The sequence below is a fragment of the Pseudomonas sp. GW821-FHT09H03 genome (genome assembly GCF_059415945.1).
The window spans coordinates 68,794-86,275 of sequence record NZ_JBWKOF010000015.1 but is presented as its reverse complement, the minus strand read 5'-3'; the positions used below and the strand labels follow the sequence as shown (position 1 = coordinate 86,275).

At 61.4% G+C, this 17,482-nt stretch carries 13 protein-coding genes; 8 read left to right on the top strand and 5 right to left on the bottom strand.

The window, feature by feature from the left end:
* The first annotated feature begins 22 nt into the window (after window positions 1-22).
* The 8 genes from AC07OG_RS20910 (at window position 23) to AC07OG_RS20875 (ending at window position 9,659) form a co-directional block, all read left to right on the top strand.
* The gene (locus AC07OG_RS20910) at window positions 23-2,293 is read left to right on the top strand and encodes a TonB-dependent receptor (protein WP_218425940.1); all 2,271 of its coding nucleotides are present in this window, start codon (window positions 23-25) and stop codon (window positions 2,291-2,293) included.
* A gap of 256 nt (window positions 2,294-2,549) precedes the next feature.
* A complete protein-coding gene (locus tag AC07OG_RS20905) occupies window positions 2,550-5,012 on the top strand; it encodes a TonB-dependent receptor plug domain-containing protein (RefSeq protein ID WP_495067967.1) in 2,463 nt (820 codons plus the stop codon).
* A gap of 227 nt (window positions 5,013-5,239) precedes the next feature.
* Window positions 5,240-6,001, top strand: coding sequence for an ABC transporter permease (locus tag AC07OG_RS20900; RefSeq protein ID WP_218425938.1), 762 nt, complete (start codon window positions 5,240-5,242; stop codon window positions 5,999-6,001).
* A 9-nt stretch (window positions 6,002-6,010) separates the two neighbouring features.
* Complete coding sequence (locus tag AC07OG_RS20895) at window positions 6,011-6,772, top strand: ABC transporter permease (RefSeq protein ID WP_218425937.1); 762 nt, start codon at window positions 6,011-6,013, stop codon at window positions 6,770-6,772.
* An 11-nt stretch (window positions 6,773-6,783) separates the two neighbouring features.
* Window positions 6,784-7,578, top strand: coding sequence for an ABC transporter ATP-binding protein (locus AC07OG_RS20890; protein WP_495067966.1), 795 nt, complete (start codon window positions 6,784-6,786; stop codon window positions 7,576-7,578).
* A gap of 57 nt (window positions 7,579-7,635) precedes the next feature.
* Complete coding sequence (locus tag AC07OG_RS20885; RefSeq protein WP_495067965.1) at window positions 7,636-8,445, top strand: energy transducer TonB; 810 nt, start codon at window positions 7,636-7,638, stop codon at window positions 8,443-8,445.
* Between the two features lie 88 nt (window positions 8,446-8,533).
* Window positions 8,534-9,256, top strand: a complete 723-nt coding sequence (locus tag AC07OG_RS20880) for a MotA/TolQ/ExbB proton channel family protein (protein WP_218425934.1) — start codon at window positions 8,534-8,536, stop codon at window positions 9,254-9,256.
* A 1-nt stretch (window position 9,257) separates the two neighbouring features.
* The gene (locus AC07OG_RS20875) at window positions 9,258-9,659 is read left to right on the top strand and encodes an ExbD/TolR family protein (protein ID WP_218425933.1); all 402 of its coding nucleotides are present in this window, start codon (window positions 9,258-9,260) and stop codon (window positions 9,657-9,659) included.
* A gap of 341 nt (window positions 9,660-10,000) precedes the next feature.
* On the opposite strand, the gene AC07OG_RS20870 is transcribed toward AC07OG_RS20875, so the two are convergent.
* The 5 genes from AC07OG_RS20870 to AC07OG_RS20850 form a co-directional block, all read right to left on the bottom strand.
* On the bottom strand, window positions 10,001-11,755 hold the full coding sequence (locus AC07OG_RS20870; protein ID WP_495067964.1) for an acyl-CoA dehydrogenase: 1,755 nt from the start codon (window positions 11,753-11,755) through the stop codon (window positions 10,001-10,003).
* Window positions 11,756-11,816: 61 nt separating this feature from the next.
* Window positions 11,817-13,058, bottom strand: coding sequence for a thiolase family protein (locus AC07OG_RS20865; protein ID WP_495067963.1), 1,242 nt, complete (start codon window positions 13,056-13,058; stop codon window positions 11,817-11,819).
* Window positions 13,055-14,944, bottom strand: coding sequence for a feruloyl-CoA synthase (locus AC07OG_RS20860; RefSeq protein WP_495067962.1), 1,890 nt, complete (start codon window positions 14,942-14,944; stop codon window positions 13,055-13,057). The genes AC07OG_RS20865 and AC07OG_RS20860 overlap by 4 nt, the downstream gene beginning before the upstream one ends.
* Before the next feature lie 149 nt (window positions 14,945-15,093).
* On the bottom strand, window positions 15,094-16,542 hold the full coding sequence (locus AC07OG_RS20855) for an aldehyde dehydrogenase (protein WP_060539940.1): 1,449 nt from the start codon (window positions 16,540-16,542) through the stop codon (window positions 15,094-15,096).
* Between the two features lie 109 nt (window positions 16,543-16,651).
* On the bottom strand, window positions 16,652-17,482 hold the full coding sequence (locus AC07OG_RS20850) for a p-hydroxycinnamoyl CoA hydratase/lyase (RefSeq protein WP_495067961.1): 831 nt from the start codon (window positions 17,480-17,482) through the stop codon (window positions 16,652-16,654).

The window sequence follows — 17,482 nt, the reverse complement described above, 5'->3', positions numbered from 1 at the left end:
AACATTATCGGGGGAGACTTAAATGCATAAACTTAATCCAATCACCAAAAGTATCTGGCTAACCTTATTGCTGGCCGGGGGCGGCGTCAGCGAAGGATTGCTGGCAGCAGAAACCACAGAAACCGACACCAGCAAAACGGCCACCGAGCCTTCACTCAAGACCGTCACCGTCACCGCGCAACACCGCGAAGAAACCCTGCAAGAAGTTCCAGTGGCGGTATCGGCAGTTCAGGGCACCAGCCTGGTGGCCGATGGCGTGCGCAACATGGGCGATATCACCACCTTCGTGCCCAACGCATCAGCCAAGAACCCGGATGGCGACGGCCGACCACGCTGGTACATCCGCGGCCTGGGCACCGGTGACACCGGCGCCGCGACCGTGTACCCGGTGGGCATCTACGCCGACGACGTGTACCTGAACGCGCCGATCGCCGGCGGCGGGCCGTTGTTCGACCTGGAACGCATCGAAATACTGCGCGGCCCGCAAGGCACGCTGTACGGAAAGAACACCACCGCGGGCGCGGTCAATGTCATCTCCAAAAAACCGACCTTCGACACCGACGGTTTCGGTACGATCGGGTTTGGCACCAAAAACGAACGCATCGTCAGCGGCGCTCTGGGGGGAGCGCTGGTGGACGACAAACTCGCCGCCCGGATCTCGCTGTATTCCGAAGAACGCGACGGCTTCCAGGAGAACCTGGTGGATGACAACACCTACGGCGACGTCAACAAGAAAGCCGTACGCCTGCAGTTTCTTGCGCAGATAAATGATGATCTCGAGGCATTGCTGAAAGTCCACAGCCGCGAGTACAAAGGCGATGGCAGCAACGGCTCACTAACCATCGGGCGCTACTACAACGTCGGCTATGAAAGACCCCGCGGGCGCGATATCGCCCTCAATGTCAATGAAGACTCCAAGCTCGATCATGACGGCACTTCGCTGACGCTGAACTGGCATCTCGGGGACTACACGCTGACCTCCATCAGCGCCTACGACTACATTCGCGGGCAGTCTACAAGCGACGCCGACTACACCCCTTATGAGGTCAACGGCGCGGCAATTGCCGACAACAAATACTCGCAATATTCCCAGGAACTGCGCCTGGCCTCGCCGCAGCAGGAAACCTTGCGCTGGTTGCTCGGTGCGCACTACTTCCACGAGGATCTCGACAGCTCTGCACAGCGCTTCATCACGCCAGGCCCTACGCCTAACGGCACCGGTTCGAACCAGACGGGCGGTGCCACCGACTTTCGTGACTTGAGCTACGACCACACCACGGACAGCTACGCGTTGTTCGGCAACCTGACCTACGACTTCACCGACAACTTCTCCGTGACCAGCGGCCTGCGCTGGACCCAAGAGAAGAAAGACATTGATCTCGACCTGACCCAACTGACCCGCATCACCGCCAACGGCCCGTTGGTGCCACTGGCGGGTGTTGGCACCAATGGCAATCGTCAGGAAGACAAGACCTGGGAAGCCTGGACCTACGACCTGACGCCGGAATACCGGTTCAACGACAACGTGCGCGCGTTCTTGCGCTATGCCCACGGTTTCCGTTCCGGCGGTTTCAACACTGGCCTGTCCACCAGCCTTTCGCAGCTGACCACGGTGGACCCTGAACAACTCGACGCCTACGAAATCGGCCTCAAGTCTGAATGGTTCGACCATCGCCTGACGGCCAACGCCAATATCTTCTATTACGACTATTCGGACATTCAGGTGAACCTGCTGACGGTCAATAACGGCGTGCTCACCACTGCGCTGACCAACGGCGCCAAGGGGACAGTCAAGGGCGCCGAGCTGGAACTCGAAGCCCAGCCGACCGATTACCTGCACTTGCGTGCGGCGGTCTCGTTCCTGGACACCGAATACACCGACTTCAAGAACACCAACCCCAACACAGGCGCCATCACCGGCGATTACAGCGGCAACAGCTTTGTACGTTCGCCGCGCAACGTAGTAGCGCTTGGTGCCGACTACACCTTCCCGCTGGAAATCGGCGGCAAGTTGGTCGCGGGTGGCGACGTGAGTTTCCGTGACAAGGAATACTTCCTCGCCGATCGCCAGAGCAGTGCTGACAAAACCCTCAGCCAGCCGCATTACACCCTGGCCAACACCCGCCTGACCTGGTTCAGCCCGGATGAAAAGCTCAGCGTCACCGGCTTCGTGAACAACGTCACCGACCGCCGCTACCAGGTCCACGGCCGTCCGAACGGCACCCTGGGCCAATACGTCATCACCTACGGCGACCCGCGCACCGTCGGCCTGAGCGTGACCAGCCGCTTCTGATTCCTGTGGCACCACGCAACCCCTTGTAGGCGCCGGCTTGAAATGGCGATGAGGCCCCCGAGGTTTGCATCGCCCTTACGACCGCCATCGTTGGCAAGCCAGCTCCTACAGAACGTCTGCGATGTCCGGTCCTCCGGAACTACACAAAACCCTGTGGGAGCCGGCTTGCCGGCGATGGGCCCGCAAGCCTTGCATCGCCCTGACGACCGTCATCGTTGGCAAGCCAGCTCCTGCAACGCCTGGAAGGAATTTACCCATGTTCCATCACACCCCGTTGGCCGGCGCTATCGCGTTGGTCATTGGCAGCTTTGCCCTACCTGTCATTGCTGCCGAAACCAACCCCGGCGCAACCAGCGATCACCTGGACACCGTGGTCGTACTCGGCACCCGCCGAAGCGATGTCACGGCACTGGAAAGCGCCGCACCGATTGACGTTCTGTCTGGCGAGCAACTGGAACAGACCGGCGCCAGCGACCTGTCCGGCGCCCTCACCGCGCTGTCGCCCTCGTTCACTTATCCGCAATCACCCCAGGGCGCCTTCGCCGGTTCCATCGCCCAAGGCGCGTCCTTGCGTGGGCTGGCGTCTGATCAGGTGTTGGTGCTGGTCAACGGCAAACGCCGCCATACCAGCGCCAACGTTACCCGCCAAAGCCTGGTCAATGGACGCGGCGCCGCAGCCGTCGATTTGAGCCTGATCCCTCTGAGTTCGATCCAACGCGTGGAAATCCTGCGCGACGGTGCGGCAGCCCAGTACGGCTCCGATGCCATTGCCGGGGTGATCAATATCGTGCTCAAGGAAAAGGACGAAGGGGGCAACCTCGGATACCGCTTCGGCGGCTACGACAAGGGCGATGGCATCCAGCGCAAACTCAGCGGCTGGAAAGGCTTCACCCTGCCCAACGACGGCTTCCTGACCTTGGGTTTCGACGCCGGCAGCCAGGACCCGGCCAGTGACACTAACCCGGACAACCGGATCTTCTACCCGGGCTCCACCAGCATCAACACGCCCCGCGAACAAAACAACCGTTACCGTACTTGGCGCTGGGGCTCGGGCAATGTGTCGGACCAGTACAACTTTGCCCTCAACAGCGAGGTCGGCATTGGCGAAGGTCTGACGGCCTACGGCTTTGCCACCTACTCCCACAAAAACACCGACGCCGAAGGCTTCTTCGACCCGCCCACCACCTTGCGCAACAACTACAGCAGCACTGCGCTGCAACGCTACCCGGACGGACGCCTGCCGATCACCCGCTACTCGCTGGAAGACTATGCGTTGACCGGCGGCCTGCGTTACGAAGATGAGCAACTGGGCAAGTTCGACTTCGCCGTGAACTATGGCAACAACACCCTGGATTCCACCGACCGCAATGCGATCAACCCCAGCTGGGGTACCAGCAGCCCGCAAAGCATTTACACCGGCCAACGTGAGGCCGACCAGACCAACGTGACCCTGGACTGGGTGCGGGACTTGCCCACCGACCTGCTGTTCAAGCCGCTGACCCTCTCCGCCGGCGTGGCCTGGCGCCAGGAGAACTATGAACTGAGCGAAGGCGAAGCCGCGGGATGGCAGAACGGCTCGCTCTTCAACACCGTCGACCCGATTACGCGGCGACGCATTCCGGGTTACTACTCGGGCATTACCCAAGTCGATGCGGCCTCGCTGGACCGCGACGTATTGGGTGCCTACCTCGATGTCGAAGGTCAGATCACCGAGAAATTCCAGGCCGGGGTCGCGGTGCGCACCGAGCACTATTCGGACTTCGGCGACACCACCAACGGCAAGCTGTCCCTGCGTTATGACTTCACTGCGCAGATCGCCGCCAGGGCCACCGCCAGCACCGGCTATCGCGCGCCGTCGCTGGTGCAGAGCGGCTTGTCTTCGTTCAGCGTGCAGGTGGTGGAACAACCGCCGGGCAGCGGCAACTTTGTCGAAGTGCAGCAACGAACCCTGCGCGCCGACAGCCCCGAAGCAACGTTGCTGGGCGGCAAGTCGCTGAAGCCGGAAGAGTCGACCAGCTACTCCCTGGGCCTGGTCTGGCGCCCACTGGCCAATGCATCGGTGACGCTGGACGCCTACCGCATCGACATCGACAACCGCATCACCCTCTCTGACCAGTTGCCGGCGTCGGTGGTCTCGCCGATTTTCGCCGGGACGCCGTACGCGAATATTCAAAGCGCGGCCTTCTACACCAACGTCGCCGACACCCGTACCGACGGTATCGAACTGGCGAGTAATTATCAGTTGGACCTGCAGCAATGGGGGCAACTGAACCTGAATGCCGGCGTGAGCCAGAACAACACCAAAATCACCGCTCTGCGCGACGTCGGCAATATCAGTGGCTCGCAGATTGTCGGCCGTACCACCCAGGGTCTGATCGAAGACGGTACGCCCAAATCCAAGCTGATCTTGAGTGCCAACTGGCTGTATGACGGTTGGGGCGTCACCGTCGCCCAGCGCCGCTATGGCGAATGGAAAAGCCTCAACGCCACCAACCCGACGCTGGACCAGACTTATAGCCCGCAATGGGTGACTGACCTGGACTTGTCCTACACCTTTGACAAAGCGCTGAAGGTGTCCGTGGGGGCGATCAACCTGTTCGATACCCACCCGGACAAGGCTGAAGGTACGCAGTTGTATGGCGTACCGAAGTACTCGATCACCAGCCCTGAGGGTGCCCAGGGCGCGTTCTATTACACCAGCGTCAGTTACGAGTTCTGAGTGGACTGCTGGTGGGGTGTTGCCCTGGCAGCAGCGGATGCTGACCAGGCATCAATTCCCGGTGTTCATTACGACGCCATCGCCGGCAGGCCAGCTCCCACAGGGTGGTGCATAACCTGCGGGAGCCGGCCTGCCGGCGATGGCGTCATCAGGTCCAGGCAGTATTTACCGGTACTGGCACAGCTCTTGCGATACCCCTTCGGTACTTCGCCGAAATAAGACCTGCCATGCGTATTCAACGACTGTTGTCCTCCCTGACCTGGCTCATCTCCCCTGTTGCCCTGCTGTTGCTCTGGGCGGTGGTGGCCGAGGCCGGGATTTTTCCGCGCAACCTGTTGGTCCCGCCCGCGCAGGTGTGGCGTACCTTCGAAGAGCTGTCAGCCAGCGGTGAGTTGCTCGACCACCTGCTCAACAGCCTGTCGCGCCTTGGGCTGGGATTCGCTATCGGCTCGTTGTCGGGCCTGGCGTTCGGCGTGCTCATGGCCCTGTCGAAAAACGTCGAGAACTACTGCTCGCCGCTGTTCCACACCCTGCGCCAGATTCCGAGCATCGCGTTGATCCCGATGTTCGTGCTGCTGTTCGGTATCGATGAAACCTTCAAGATCATCATCGTTGCCAAAACCGCCTTCTTCCCGGTGGCACTGGCCGCCAGCGAAGGCGTCAAAGCCATCCCGCGCAGCTACTTCGAAGTGGCTGACGTGTATCGACTGCGCTGGCCGACGTTCGTCCGCGAGATCGCCCTGCCGGCTGCCGCACCACCGATCATCACCGGGTTTCGCATCAGCCTGACCCGCGCCTGGGTGGTGCTGGTGGCCACCGAGTTGCTGGCCGCCGACAGTGGCCTGGGACAGATGATTGAAATGAGCCGGCAAATGCTGCGCATCGATGTGGTGATGGTTGGGGTGGTCGTCACGGGCGTGATCGGCTTTGTGCTCGACTTCAGTTTTCGCCAACTCGAACAGCGGATGTTCCGCTGGCAGACCCGCTAGGAGCCGCCGATGTCTCGACTATTTGCCAAATTGCGCGGCCTGTTGCTGCCGCTGTTGTTGATCGGCACCTGGGAGTACCTGTCACGCCAGGGCGCCGCCGGGGCTTACGCTTTTGTGCCTTTGTCGGCGATTGGCTCGGCCTTGATCGAACTGCTGGCCAATGGCGAGTTGCTGGTTAACCTGTTGGCCAGCCTGACACGTACCAGCACCGGCCTGGCCTTGGGCATTTTCTTTGGCGTATCGCTGGGGGTGCTGATGGCGCTGTCAGCCGTGGCCAATCGGTTGATCGGGCCGCTGTTCCACTCGATCCGCCAGGTTCCGATGCTTGGCTGGATTCCGCTGATTGCCATGTGGTTCGGCAACGGTGAGTTCTCCAAGGTACTGATCGTCAGCCTCGCGGCGTTTTATCCGATGGTCCTCAACACCTGGCAAGGCTTCAGCCATGTCGAGCAGCGCTACCGTGAAGTCGGGCAGGTACTGGTCCTGAGCCGCTGGCAGCGGTTCCGTCATGTGCTGCTTCCGGCGGCGCTACCGAGCATTGCCACCGGCGTGTTGCACGCACTGGCGTTTGCCTGGGTCACCGCCGTGGGCAGCGAGCTGTTTCTGTCTTCCGGCGCCGGCCTGGGCAACCTGATGATGAACGCCGAAGCCGGTTCACGCATGGAGGTCATCGTCCTCAGCGTGCTGTGCATTGGCCTCTGTGGCTACCTGATGACCCTGCTATTCACCCTTCTTAGCCGCCATTTGCTGCGCTGGCGCAACACTCGTTGAAAGGCCATTCCATGAACGCAATCGCCCAACATGCCCCGCTACACAGCACTTCATTGCAGTCGGGTGCGCTGCACATTCGCGGCCTGAGCAAGGCTTATCGGATCGAGGGCAATCCTCTGCCGGTGCTGCATAACATCGACCTCGACGTCCGCCCCGGCGAGTTCGTCAGCATCGTCGGTGCCAGCGGCTGCGGCAAATCAACCCTGCTGCGGCTCATTGTCGGGCTGGAAGCCGACTATGAAGGTGACATTTTGCTGGATGGCAAACGGATCGTCGCCACCAGCCTGGAGCGCGGGATCGTGTTTCAGGACCATCGTTTGTTTCCGTGGATGACCCTGAGCCAGAACATCGCCCTGGCCCTGAAAAATCATCCGTTGTCCGACGCAGAAAAACAGCGGTTGGTGGCCGAGCACATTGCCCTGGTCAAACTTGAAGGCTTTGAAAACGCCTACCCGCACCAATTGTCCGGCGGCATGGCACAACGAGCGGCCATCGCCCGTGCGTTGATCAACAAACCGAAAGTGCTTTTGCTCGACGAGCCTCTGGGCGCCCTCGACGCGCTGACCCGGGTACGACTGCAGCACGAGTTGCAACGCATCTGGGTCCAGCAGCGCTGCACCGTGATCATGGTCACCCACGACATCGAAGAAGCGCTGTACCTGGGTGACCGGGTGATCGTCATGGACGCCCACCCGGGACGGATCAAGCACGAAATCAAGGTAGATCTGCCCCATCCCCGGGATCGGGCTTCAACCGTATTACAAGGTTTCAAGGAACAACTGCTAGCGGAATTGGTGGGGCATTGAGCCTCGTAGCTATTCGTCGAAGCGTTGTAAAAACTGAAGATTCACAGGAGTACACAAATGGGCAATGTCCAGAGCCCCGCAACGCTGCCACAGGTATTCCAAAGCCCCAGGCCCGGCGAACTGCTCGAGCTTGGCCGGGTCTTCCGCGAGCCCCTGTCGCAGTCACGTCTGCACAGCACGCCCAAGCGTGTGTTGAGCCGCCGCGAAGTGGCCTTGCTCGGGGTGTTTGCGCTGGTGCTGCATGGCGCAGTGATTGTCTGGGTCAACCAGGTACCAACGCCGCAACTGCCCGTGGTGCCGCCGGAGATTCCGCCGATGACCATCGAATTCTCGCAGCCGGCTCCACCGGTGGTGGAGCCTCCTGCGCCCGAGCCGATTGCGCAGCCGGTGGTCGAACCGCCACCACCGGTGGAGGACGAATTGGCCGTGAAACCGCCACCGCCTAAACCGATTCCCAAGCCCAAGCCGGTGGTCAAACCGGTGCCCAAACCGGTAGCCAAACCCGTGGCGCAGCAACCTGCCCCACCCGCTCCGCCACAACCGGTCGCTGCGCCAGCCCCAGAGGCCCCACCTGCTCCGCTACCGATCACCCCTGCGTCCGCCAACGCAGGGTACCTGCACAACCCGGCGCCGGAATATCCGTCAGTGGCGATGCGTCGCGGCTGGCAAGGCACGGTGTTGTTGCGAGTGCATGTTTTGGCCAGCGGCAAACCGGGTGAAATCCAGATCCAGAAAAGCAGCGGCCGCGATCAACTCGACGACGCGGCGCTGGCCGCAGTCAAGCGCTGGAGTTTCGTCCCGGCCAAACAAGGCAACGTCGCCCAGGATGGCTGGGTCAGCGTGCCCATAGATTTTAAGATCAAGTAGCAATCAAGACCCCTGCACCCTGGCAACAGCGGGCCACCCCACAAAAGGAGCGCCGCGACTCAGCAACCTATATCAGAGAACGAAGACCATGAATCTACTCGCATCCCCCTTCGAATCCATCGAACATGCCGTCATCTGGCTGTTGATCCTTTTTTCCGTCGCGACTTGGGGCTTGGCCTTGCTTAAAGGACTGCAATTCTTCCGGCTCAAGGCCCAGGATCGGAAATTCCACAAGCAATTCTGGGCCGCTTCGAGCCTTGAATCAGCAACCGAGTCCGCCAACAGCCTGCCGGGGGCCGCTGCTCGCGTCGCGCTGGCCGGTTATGCGGCGATTCAGGTCAGTGACAGCCAGGCAACCGACCTCAGCCAGTCGATCAATCATCAGGACCGTCTCGAACGTGCCCTGCGCCAGCAGATCGTACGTGAACGGCGTTCGCTGGAAAGTGGCCTGGCCATTCTCGCCAGTATCGGCAGTACCTCGCCCTTTATCGGGCTGTTCGGCACCGTCTGGGGCATCATGTCAGCGTTGAAAGGGATCAGTGCGGCGGGCTCGGCGAGCCTGGAAACCGTGGCCGGGCCCATTGGTGCCGCGCTAGTCGCCACCGGTGTCGGGATTGCCGTCGCCGTACCCGCAGTGCTGGTCTACAACTACTTTTTGCGTCGGCTGAAGCTGACGGCGGCGGATCTGGATGACTTCGCCCACGACTTCTACAGCCTGGCGCAGAAGCATTCATTCCGCGTGCTGCGGCATCCTGTACTGAGCAAGTCCAGCGCCACCGTCGCCGGGCAGAACGTCAAGGAGGCCTCCTGATATGGCCTTCTCTACACAAGACAGCGATGAAGTGCTCAGCGAGATCAATGTCACGCCCTTGGTGGACGTCATGTTGGTGCTGCTGGTGGTATTTATTGTCACCGCGCCGCTGTTGACCAACGCGATTCCGATCAATCTGCCGAAAACCGAGTCGGTCGCGCCAGTGGAACAGAAAGACCCGCTGGTGGTGAGCATCGACGACAAGGGCAAGGTGTTCATCAACAAGGATGAAATCCAGCCGGATTTGCTGGAAACCAACCTCAAGGCCGCCAAGACCAAGGACGCCGAAGTCCGTGTGCAATTGCAGGCCGACAACGGTGTGAATTATGGCGAAGTAGCCCGTGCCATGGCGTCGATCGAGCGGGCCGGGATTACAAAACTGTCGGTGATTACGGCGAAGTAGTTGATCGGTGGCCAGAGGCGTAACGTTCTTCCGGAGGCGATCCGATGAAGAACAAGAATTGAGTCTCTCAGCAGATCGACCCGCATGTTCCAGGCAATGGAACATGCGGTTGGAGTGATAGGTGGCCATGGCTACTTCGATGCCGTCTTTAACCTGGAGCTTATGCAGCGCCTCCTCGGTCCCTCCAGTGAGAAAGCCAGTTTGATCTCATGCGATGCACCATCACTGAAATCGCCCGGCGCGTTGGCGTATCGAAAGCCGCGATCATTCAAGCCCGCAACCGTCGCTGACCGCCATCGCCTGGCGGCACTACGGCGTCCGTTTGGGTCTTTTACCGAGCCTTAAATAAACGCCAACCCTGCTCGCGCCCCACGCACCGCGGCCATGTGCTGCTCGGCCTGGGGCAGCAGGTAGCTGAAAAAGAACCCCGCTGTTTCCCGTTTGACGGCGCGCAGTGGATCGTCCTCAGGCAATTGCTGCGAGACCCGTGCCGACCGTGCCCAGGCCAGCGCAAGCAAGGTCAGGCCGCAAAGCTGAAGGAAATTCCCTGCAGCTCGATATGGGTACTCAACATCTTCAATTGATATCTCACGCACCTCGCCAACCAGCACGTGAAGCTCACCACACAGGTTCACCAGTTGTGCAGCAAAGCCGGCGCACTGTGGCAGTTCGGCGCCCAGCCTGGACTCCTCGCGCAATTGCGCCAACAACAGGTCAAAAGCCTGCCCCTGATCGCCCAATACCTTGCGTAGCAGCAGGTCGTTGGCCTGAATCTCGTTGCTACCTTCGTAGATCATGGCGATACGGCTGTCGCGCAGGGTTTGCTCGATGGCAAATTCGGTGACGTAACCGTAGCCGCCAAACACCTGCAAGGCGTTGCTGGCCTGGCGAAAACCCTGTTCGGTAAAAAACGCCTTAATGATCGGCGTTAGCAGTTGCGCCAGTTGCCCGGCTTGTTGCCGAGCCATTAGCTGCGGGTCATGTTCGGCCTGGTCCAACAGGTGTGCGACCCAATAGCCGATAGCGCGCATGCCTTCGCTGGTGGCGCGTAACTCGAGCAGGACGCGGCGCATTGCCGGATGGTAGTGGATCGGATCGGCTGCCTGCGCCACGACCCCGGCCGGTCTTAACGGTGCACGCATCTGCTGGCGCTCACTGGCGTAGCTACGGCAGTTCTGCCAGGCCGCTTCGCTGTGCCCCAGACCTTGCAGACCTACGTGAAGGCGTGCTGAATTCATCATCACGAACATCGCCTTCAAGCCACGATTGACCTCGCCAATCAACCAACCCTGAGCCGCCTCGAACACCAGGGAACAGGTGGCACTGCCCCTAATCCCCATCTTGTGCTCGATACCGTCGCAGGCCACGCCGTTGGCCTGACCTTGATTCAATAACTTCGGCACCAGGAACAGTGAAATCCCGTGGCTGCCAGTTGGTGCTCCCGGCACGCGAGCCAGCACCAGATGCAGGATGTTGTTGGTGAGGTCGTGTTCGCCGCCCGAGATAAACAGTTTGTTACCGCTGAGCCGATAACTGCCGTCGTCCTGAGGTTCGGCGCGACAGCGTAGCAGGCCGACATCACTGCCCGCTTGGGGCTCAGTCAGGCACATGGTGGCCAAGGTTTCGCCACTAATTATCTCGGGAAGATAGCGCTCTTGCAGCCACGCGGCTGCGTGGGTCTTCAAACACAGATAGGCGCCGTGGGCGATGCCGGTGTACATGGCCCAAGCGTGGTTGCTGGCGTAAAGCATCTCTTGCAACGCCGCGTCGAGCACCTGCGGCAAGCCTTGTCCACCCAGCGCTTCGGCACAGGCCAGGGCCGGCCAACCGCCTTCGACATAGGCCCGATACGCGTCGCAAAAGCCATCCGGAGTAGTGACCCGTCCCTCAGCCAAACGGCAACCCTGACGATCGCCAATGCTGTTTAACGGCGCCAGGACGCCACTGCTGAAACGCCCAGCTTCCTCCAGCACCTGCACGGCCAGCGGCAAATCCAGCGCCTCGAATACCGAACTTCGACGCCACGCTTCGGGCGCCTGCAGCCAGTATTCAAGAACAAATCGCATATCGCGCAAGGGCGCCTGATAGTTCCACATGTGAAACCTCATAGGTTAGAGAACAGGTGACATCCGTTGCTACGGGAGGGCTACTTATGCCTCAGGCGCGCCAGTTCGGGTTCTCGATCAGCAGGGCCATGCCCTGCCCACCGCCGACACAAGCCGCAGCAATCCCATAGCGCAGGTTGTGCTCGCGCAGTTGGCGGGACAAGGTCAAGACCAAGCGCAGACCACTGGCAGCCAAAGGGTGACCGAGGGCCAGCGAGCCGCCCTGAACGTTGAGACGGGAGCGGTCCAATTCCAACTCCTGAGCCACGGCGAGGACCTGGGCGGCTTGAGCTTCGTTGATTTCAAACCTGTCGATCTGATCCAGGCTCAAGCCGCTGCGCTGCGCCAACAGACGAATCGCTGGTGCAGGACCGATACCCATGAACTCCGGCGCCACCCCCACTACAGCGCTAGCCCGCAGAAAGGCTAACGGTGTATTGCGGCTAGCCGAAGCAGGTCCGACCAGCGCCGCTGCCGCACCATCGACTACCGCACAGCTGTTTCCGGCGGTTTGTACGCCACCCTCGTGCACGGCGCGCAGCCGGGCCAGGGCGGCGAGATTTGCGGGTCGTGGGTGGCTGTCTTCACTCACCGAGTCGACGCCCCGAGGCAAGCGAATACTGCGAGATTGATAACCTTCAAGTTCAAAGATCTGTGGAGCCACAGCAACAATCTCAGGCGCCAGCCACCCTGCCTGCTGCGCTGCAAACGCCTGCTCATGACTGGCATAGGCATAGGCGTCCACGGCTTCGCGACTCAGCCCATAGCGCCGTGCCAGCTTGTCGGCGGTGGCGATCATGTCCATCCCGGGAGCTGGGTCGTACAACGCTTCCCAAAGAAAGTCCTTGAACTGCACCTCGGCGCCAAGACGGAAACCGCCACGATGGGTATAGGCCGCAATCGGATTGCGTGACATCGATTCTGTGGCCACGCACAGCGCCAGTTGCATACCGTCATCAAGTTGCCTGGCAGCTTGGCGCAGCAGTTCGAATCCGGTGGCACAGATACGCTGCACACCCAGTGCCGGAACCGATTGCGCCACGCCGCTATAGAGACCGATATGCCGTGGCAGCAGGTAGGCATCAAAACTGGCCTGGGCCACCGAACCCGCCAGTACGCTGTCTACCGCCAGCGGATCGACGCCCGCGCGAGCCAGTACTTCGCGCCCGACCTTGATGCCCAGGTCGATCGGCGAAACCTCGGCCAGTGCGCCACCGAGGTCCACCCACGGCGTTCGCACCGCATCGAAAATCGCCGCATCGGCAAAGGCCGAGTACTGCCCGTCTGTGTTCAAGATTTCGCCCCAGCCCGCAGGATGGTCGGATCGAGCCCGCGATACAGGGCCTCGACCTGCTCCGCGCGCCACTGCAACACCGCACGCTGATTGATCGAGCCCTTGTCGGTGATTTCCCCGCGATCGATGGACGCGGCCTCGTCGAGCAACGCGATCCACTCCAGGCGACTGGCATTGCCGCTGGCTTCGCGATTGAGCCGTTGCAACCAATCGGCGAACCACTCGCGTACCGGCGTGCTTGCCAACACCTGAGCGTCGCTGGCACTGGTCGCCAGCCCCGCCATGCGGCGACATTCGTACAACCGTGGGAACACCAGCGCTCCGAGGCATTCACGATCCGGCGCGGTCACTACCAGGTCCTGGACATACGGCGAGCCCTCCAGTACCGCACGATTACGCAGCGGCCCGACACTGACGAACACCCCGGAAGACAGCTTGAAGTCTTCGGCGATGCGCCCATCGAACATCAGCCCCAGTTGCGCGTCATCCGGGTCGGCAAGCTTGAGTGCATCACCGGAACAGTAATAGCCTTGTTCGTCGAACACTTCGGCGGTCTGCTGCGGTGAGCGCCAGTAACCGGGCATGATGTGCGGCCCACGGAAGCGCCCTTCCAGCTTGCCGTCTTTTGGTACCAACCGGACCTCGCAACCCGGCGCAGGCAGGCCGATGTAACCGGCCATGGACAAGGGCCCGGTGGTAAAGGTGCAGGATGGCGCGGCCTCGGTCATGCCCAGCCCCGCCATCATCCGGATTCGTTTGCCACAGTGTTGTTCGGCGACCCGGTCAAGGCGATCCCAGACGCTTTGCGACAACCCGGCAGCGGCGAAGAAGAACAGGCTGACGCGCTTGAAAAAACACTCCCGTAGCTCTGCGTCCTGTTCCAGGGCCGAGACCAGTTCTTCCCAGCCCTTGGGCACGGTCAGGTAGGCGGTGGGAGAGATTTCCTTGAGGTTGCGCAGGGTCTGGGCAATTCCCTGCGCGGTAGGTTTGCCGTCGTCCAGGTAAAAACTGCCGCCGTTGTAGAGCACGATGCCGAGGTTGTGGCTGCCGCCGAACGTATGGTTCCACGGCAGCCAGTCCACCAGCACCGGAGGTGCTTCACCAAACACCGGAAAAGTCTGCAACAGCATCTGCTGGTTGGCGCAGAGCATGCGTTGGGTGGTGATCACGGCCTTGGGCAGCCGGGTCGAGCCGGAAGTGAAAAGAAACTTGGCGATGCTGTCCGGGCCGGTGGCGGCAAAAGCGGCTTCAGCCTCGGCACCGCCCGGTTGCTCAAGCAGGCTGGCAAAGCTCACCTGGCGACGACCTTCGACCTGACCACGGACGCTGATCAGTGGCGTATCCGCCGGTATCACGGCATCGATGGCGCGCCGGTACGCCGCGGCATCACTGACGAAGACCAGGCCTGGCTTGAGCAACTCGCACACGTGGCGCAGCTTGGAGAAGTCCTGGGACAGCAACGAATAGGCCGGCGATACCGGGCAGTAGGGAATGCCCGCATACAGGGCGCCGAAGGCCACTTGCAAATGCTCGATGTCATTGCCCGAGAGCAGCACCAGGGGCTTGTCGGCCGACAGACCATAACCCAGCAGGCTTTGGGCGATCGCCCGGACACTGTCAAGCATTTGCGCGTAACTCACCCGACGCCATTCACCGTTTTCCTGGCGGGCGGCGATAAAGGTCTGCTCAGGACGCAACCGGGCCCAATGCACCAAGCGGTCGAGCAAGCGCCTGGGCAACTCGGCCAAGGGTTCCAGGGAACGCATATGCAGTTCGCCATGCTGCTCTGTCACCTCGACCGCCGCACAACCGATGGATACGGGGCGATAGCGCGGTGTGCCGGCTTGGACATTGGCTTGGGTTTGTAAACTGAATTCGGAACTCAAGTGCTTGTACTCCGTCGAGGCACGCTAAACCCAAGCCACCCGAAGGTGACTCACCGAAAGCGTGGCAGCCATTGGCTGCAGCCTTGTTATTGTTATTTCGGCCTTGCACGCGGGCGATTGACTTACGGGAAAGTCAATCGCCCGCCTGTTCAGATCGGGTAGTGCCGCGGTCCGTTCTGCAAGGTAACCCAACGCAGCTGGGTGAAATGCTCGATGGACGCCTTACCGCCGAAACTTCCGTAGCCGCTGGACTTGACCCCGCCAAACGGCATTTGCGCTTCGTCGTGCACGGTTGGGCCGTTGATATGACAAATGCCCGACTCGACCCGTTGGGCCAAGGCCAGGGCACGCCCGGTATCGCGACTGAAAATCGCCGCCGACAACCCGAACTCGGAATCGTTGGCCAGTTGCAGTAACACTTCATCACCCTCACCGCGCAGCAACACGGCCACCGGCCCGAAGGACTCCTCGCGGTACAGGCGCATGCTCGCGTCAACGCCGTCGAGCAGGGTCGGCTGCAATATGCTGCCGTCCAGTTGCCCACCGACCACCAGGCGCGCGCCCTTGGCCAGGGCATCGTCGATCAAGCCCTTGATGCGCGTGCCGGCGCTGGCGTCCACCAGCGAACCGAGCACCGAGCCCTCAGCCGCGGGGTCACCCGCGCGCAGGGTGGCGACCTTGGCCGCCAGCTTGTCGACAAAGGCATCGGCAACCTTGGCATCGACGATCAGACGCTCGGTGGACATGCAGATCTGCCCCTGATTGAAATAGGCACCAAAGGCGGCCGCCTCTACCGCGGCGTCCAGGTCGGCATCGTCGAGCACCAGCAAGGGTGCCTTGCCTCCCAGTTCCAGCAAGGCCGGTTTGAGGTGACGCGCCGAGAGTTCGCCGACGATGCGTCCGACATGGGTCGAGCCGGTGAAATTGACCCTGCGCACCGCCGGGTTGGCGATCAACCGTTCGACAATCGCCGCGGCATCCGCTGGCGCGTTGCTGATGACATTGACGACGCCATCGCCCAGGCCAGCATCCTGCAATACCTGACCGATCAAGCGGTGCACCGCAGGGCTGAGCTCGGAGGCCTTGAGCACCACGGTGTTGCCGCAGGCCAATGGCATGGCGATAGCGCGGGTGGCGAGAATCACCGGGGCGTTCCAGGGCGCGATGCCCAGCACCACGCCGCAGGGTTGGCGCAGGGCCATGGCGAAACTGCCAGGCACATCCGAGGGAATGACTTCGCCATTGATCTGCGTGGTCATCGACGCCGCTTCACGCAGCATATTGGCCGCCAGCCGCACGTTGAACCCATACCAGTTGGCCATGGCACCGGTCTCGCCCGCCGCCTCGATGAACTCGGCGCTGCGCGCCTGCAATTGCTCGGCTGCCTTGAGCAAACGGGTTCGACGTTCATTCGGGGCCAGCGCGGCCCAGGCGGGAAACGCCTTCTGCGCAGCGGCCACCGCGGCGTCGGCATCTTCCAGGGTGGCGGCGGCAACCCGCGACACCAACTCGCCGGTCACCGGGTTACGGCGTTCGAAGGTTCGACCGTCGCGGGCGGGGCACGACTGGCCGCCAATCAGCAGGGGCACGTCCAGCATGGTGATTCCTCTTTATAGTCTTTGTCGGGAATACATAAGAACGGTGTAACCGCAGCACCAGGGCGCAACCGCCAGTAGCGGCATGCGCCGGGCTACCTACCGCAGCACTTCAGCGCTTGTACGCTTGCAGGCCAGGCTTGATGCTCTTGTCGTCGAGGAATTGTTTCATGCCCTGCTCACGACCACCTTCGGTGTCCAGCAGGCGTGACTGATCGAGCTTGGCGTACAGGTAATCCTCGTTCTGCTCCCACGTCAGTTCGCGGCAACGTTTGAAACCATGCTTGGCCGCACGCAGCACCACCGGGTTTTTCTCCAGCAGGTTACGCGCCAGCTCCACGGTAACTTCACGCAGTTGCGTCAGGGGTACGCTTTCATTGACCAGGCCCATCTCGGCGGCTTTCTGCCCACCAAAGGTCTTGCCGGTCATGATGTAGTAGAGCGATTGGCGATGGCCCACGGTGTCGGCCATGGCCTTGCTGACCAGGTTGCCCGGCGGGATGCCCCAGTTGATTTCCGACAGGCCGAAGGTCGCTTCGTTGGCGCAGATCGCCAGGTCGCAGGCCACCAGGGGGCTGAAGCCGCCGCCGAAGCACCAGCCGTTGACCATGGCTATGGTCGGTTTGGCGTACATGCGCAACAATTTCCACTGCCATTGCGAGGCTTCACGACGGATTTTTTCCTGCAGGATTTCCGGGCCGGCGTCCACTTCGCGGAAGTACTCCTTGAGATCCATCCCCGCCGTCCAGGCTTCGCCCGCACCGGTCAGCACCAGGACACCGGCGTCCGGATCCTGCTCGAGGGTTTCCAGAACATCGATCATCTCGCGGTTCAGGGTCGGGCTCATGGCGTTGCGTTTTTCCGGGCGGTTGAGGATGACCCACGCGATGCCTTCCTCGATTTCCACTTTGACCGTTGTCCAGCGACCTTCGTAATTGCTCAT

Coding starts and splice junctions, on each gene's coding strand:
- AC07OG_RS20880 (WP_218425934.1), top strand. CDS start 8,534: ATGAATCTACTCGCATCCCCCTTCGAATCCATCGAACATGCCGTCATC.
- AC07OG_RS20890 (WP_495067966.1), top strand. CDS start 6,784: ATGAACGCAATCGCCCAACATGCCCCGCTACACAGCACTTCATTGCAG.
- AC07OG_RS20870 (WP_495067964.1), bottom strand. CDS start 11,755: ATGTGGAACTATCAGGCGCCCTTGCGCGATATGCGATTTGTTCTTGAA.
- AC07OG_RS20910 (WP_218425940.1), top strand. CDS start 23: ATGCATAAACTTAATCCAATCACCAAAAGTATCTGGCTAACCTTATTG.
- AC07OG_RS20855 (WP_060539940.1), bottom strand. CDS start 16,542: ATGCTGGACGTGCCCCTGCTGATTGGCGGCCAGTCGTGCCCCGCCCGC.
- AC07OG_RS20850 (WP_495067961.1), bottom strand. CDS start 17,482: ATGAGCAATTACGAAGGTCGCTGGACAACGGTCAAAGTGGAAATCGAG.
- AC07OG_RS20875 (WP_218425933.1), top strand. CDS start 9,258: ATGGCCTTCTCTACACAAGACAGCGATGAAGTGCTCAGCGAGATCAAT.
- AC07OG_RS20900 (WP_218425938.1), top strand. CDS start 5,240: ATGCGTATTCAACGACTGTTGTCCTCCCTGACCTGGCTCATCTCCCCT.
- AC07OG_RS20905 (WP_495067967.1), top strand. CDS start 2,550: ATGTTCCATCACACCCCGTTGGCCGGCGCTATCGCGTTGGTCATTGGC.
- AC07OG_RS20895 (WP_218425937.1), top strand. CDS start 6,011: ATGTCTCGACTATTTGCCAAATTGCGCGGCCTGTTGCTGCCGCTGTTG.
- AC07OG_RS20885 (WP_495067965.1), top strand. CDS start 7,636: ATGGGCAATGTCCAGAGCCCCGCAACGCTGCCACAGGTATTCCAAAGC.